The organism is Methylibium sp. T29-B (assembly GCF_000576225.1).
In the GTDB taxonomy this organism is placed as follows: domain Bacteria; phylum Pseudomonadota; class Gammaproteobacteria; order Burkholderiales; family Burkholderiaceae_C; genus Methylibium; species Methylibium petroleiphilum.
In genome coordinates this window covers 1-1,518 of sequence record NZ_AZSN01000340.1, presented here as the reverse complement: position 1 = coordinate 1,518, position 1,518 = coordinate 1, and the positions used below count along the sequence as shown (strand labels likewise).

The 1,518-nt window shown below is 71.2% G+C and carries 2 protein-coding genes; both read right to left on the bottom strand.

The features are described 5' to 3' along the window. Positions 1 to 1,170: efflux RND transporter periplasmic adaptor subunit (locus Y694_RS21750; RefSeq protein WP_036236675.1), on the bottom strand; the 1,170-nt coding region annotated here is incomplete at its 3' end. A gap of 172 nt (positions 1,171 to 1,342) precedes the next feature. Beyond that, positions 1,343 to 1,518 (bottom strand): hydantoinase B/oxoprolinase family protein (locus tag Y694_RS27305; protein WP_197028848.1); only part of this gene is annotated, 176 nt, incomplete at its 5' end.

The window sequence follows — 1,518 nt, the reverse complement described above, 5'->3', positions numbered from 1 at the left end:
CGCCGAAGCCGCGGGAGCCGGCGCCGAGGCGCCAGCGCCCGGCACCCGCTCCACCGCCTTCACCTGCGCGCCGGGGCGGGCCTTCTGCAGCCCCTCGAACACCACCTGGTCACCTGCCTTCAGACCCGCATCGACCAGCCATTCGTTGCCGACCGAACGCGGCACCTGCACCGCGCGCTGCTCGACCTTGCCGTCGGCCCCGACCACCATCGCGATCGCGTTGCCGCGGTTGTCGCGCGCCACGGCCTGCTGCGGCACCAGGATCGCGTTCTCGCGCACGCCTTCCTCCAGCACCGCCCGCACGTACAGCCCCGGCAGCAGCAGTTGCTTGGGATTGGGAAAGGTCGCGCGCAGCGTCACCGAGTTGGTCTGCTCATCGACCGTCACATCGGAGAACTGCAGCTTGCCGCTCACCGGATACAGCGTGCCGTCGTCCAGCTTGAGTTTCACCGCGGCCTGGTTGGCCGCGTCGGTCTTCAGGCGTCCGGCGGCCAGTTCGCGGCGCAGTCTCAGCAACTCGGCGCTGGACTGCGTCACGTCGACGTAGATCGAGTCGAGCTGCTGCACCGTCGCCAGCGCCTGCGCCTGGTTGGCGGTCACCAGCGCGCCCGGTGTCACGCTGGACTTGCCGATGCGGCCGGAGATCGGCGCGGTGATGCGCGTGTAGGCGAGGTTGATGCGCGCGGTCTCGAGGGCCGCCTTGGCGGCGGCGACATCGGCCTCGGCCTGCAGGGCGGCCGCAATGGCTTCGTCGGCCGCCTGCTTGCTGACCGCGTCGATCTGCACCAGCTCCTTGTAGCGGTCGGACTTGGCTTGCGCCGCCACCACGTTGGCCTGGGCCCGGGCGAGCGTGGCCTGGGCGCTGCCGAAGGCCGCGCGGAAGGGAGCGGGATCGATCTGGTACAGCGTCTGGCCCTTGCGGACATCGCTGCCTTCGCGGAAGTCACGGGTCAGCACGATGCCGCCGACCTGCGGCCGGACCTCGGCCACCAGCAGCGCGGAAACACGGCCGGGCAACTCGTTCTGCAGCGACACGGTGCGCGGCTTGACGGTCAGCACACCCACCTCGGCCGGCGGCGGGGCAGCCGGCGCGTTGGCCGCGCCGCCGCGGCTGCAGGCCACCAGCAGGGCCGCCAGAGACAGGACGGCCATCTGCGCCCCGTGGCGCATCGAAACTCGCGGGAAAACCATCTGGCACCTCGTCGGGTCGGGGCGCGCCACGGCAGCGACGGCTCCCAGATTGATGATCAGAACGCTCTGAATAAACGTTCATTCTCACATCGGGAAAAGTCCTCTGCCACGGCTTGGGTATCTGCCAGCCACCGCCCGTGCCGACCGAGCGTCAAAGCCCGGGCGAGCCGTAGCCGCCGCCGCCGGGCGTCTCAATCACGAACACGTCGCCCGGCTCCATCGCCACCGATCCCAGCGGCCCGAGCTCCTCGATCGCGCCACGCCGGCCGGCCGTGCCGGGCGCGCGCTCGACCCGGTTGATCCCCAGCGCGCCGGCCTCGCCGCCGG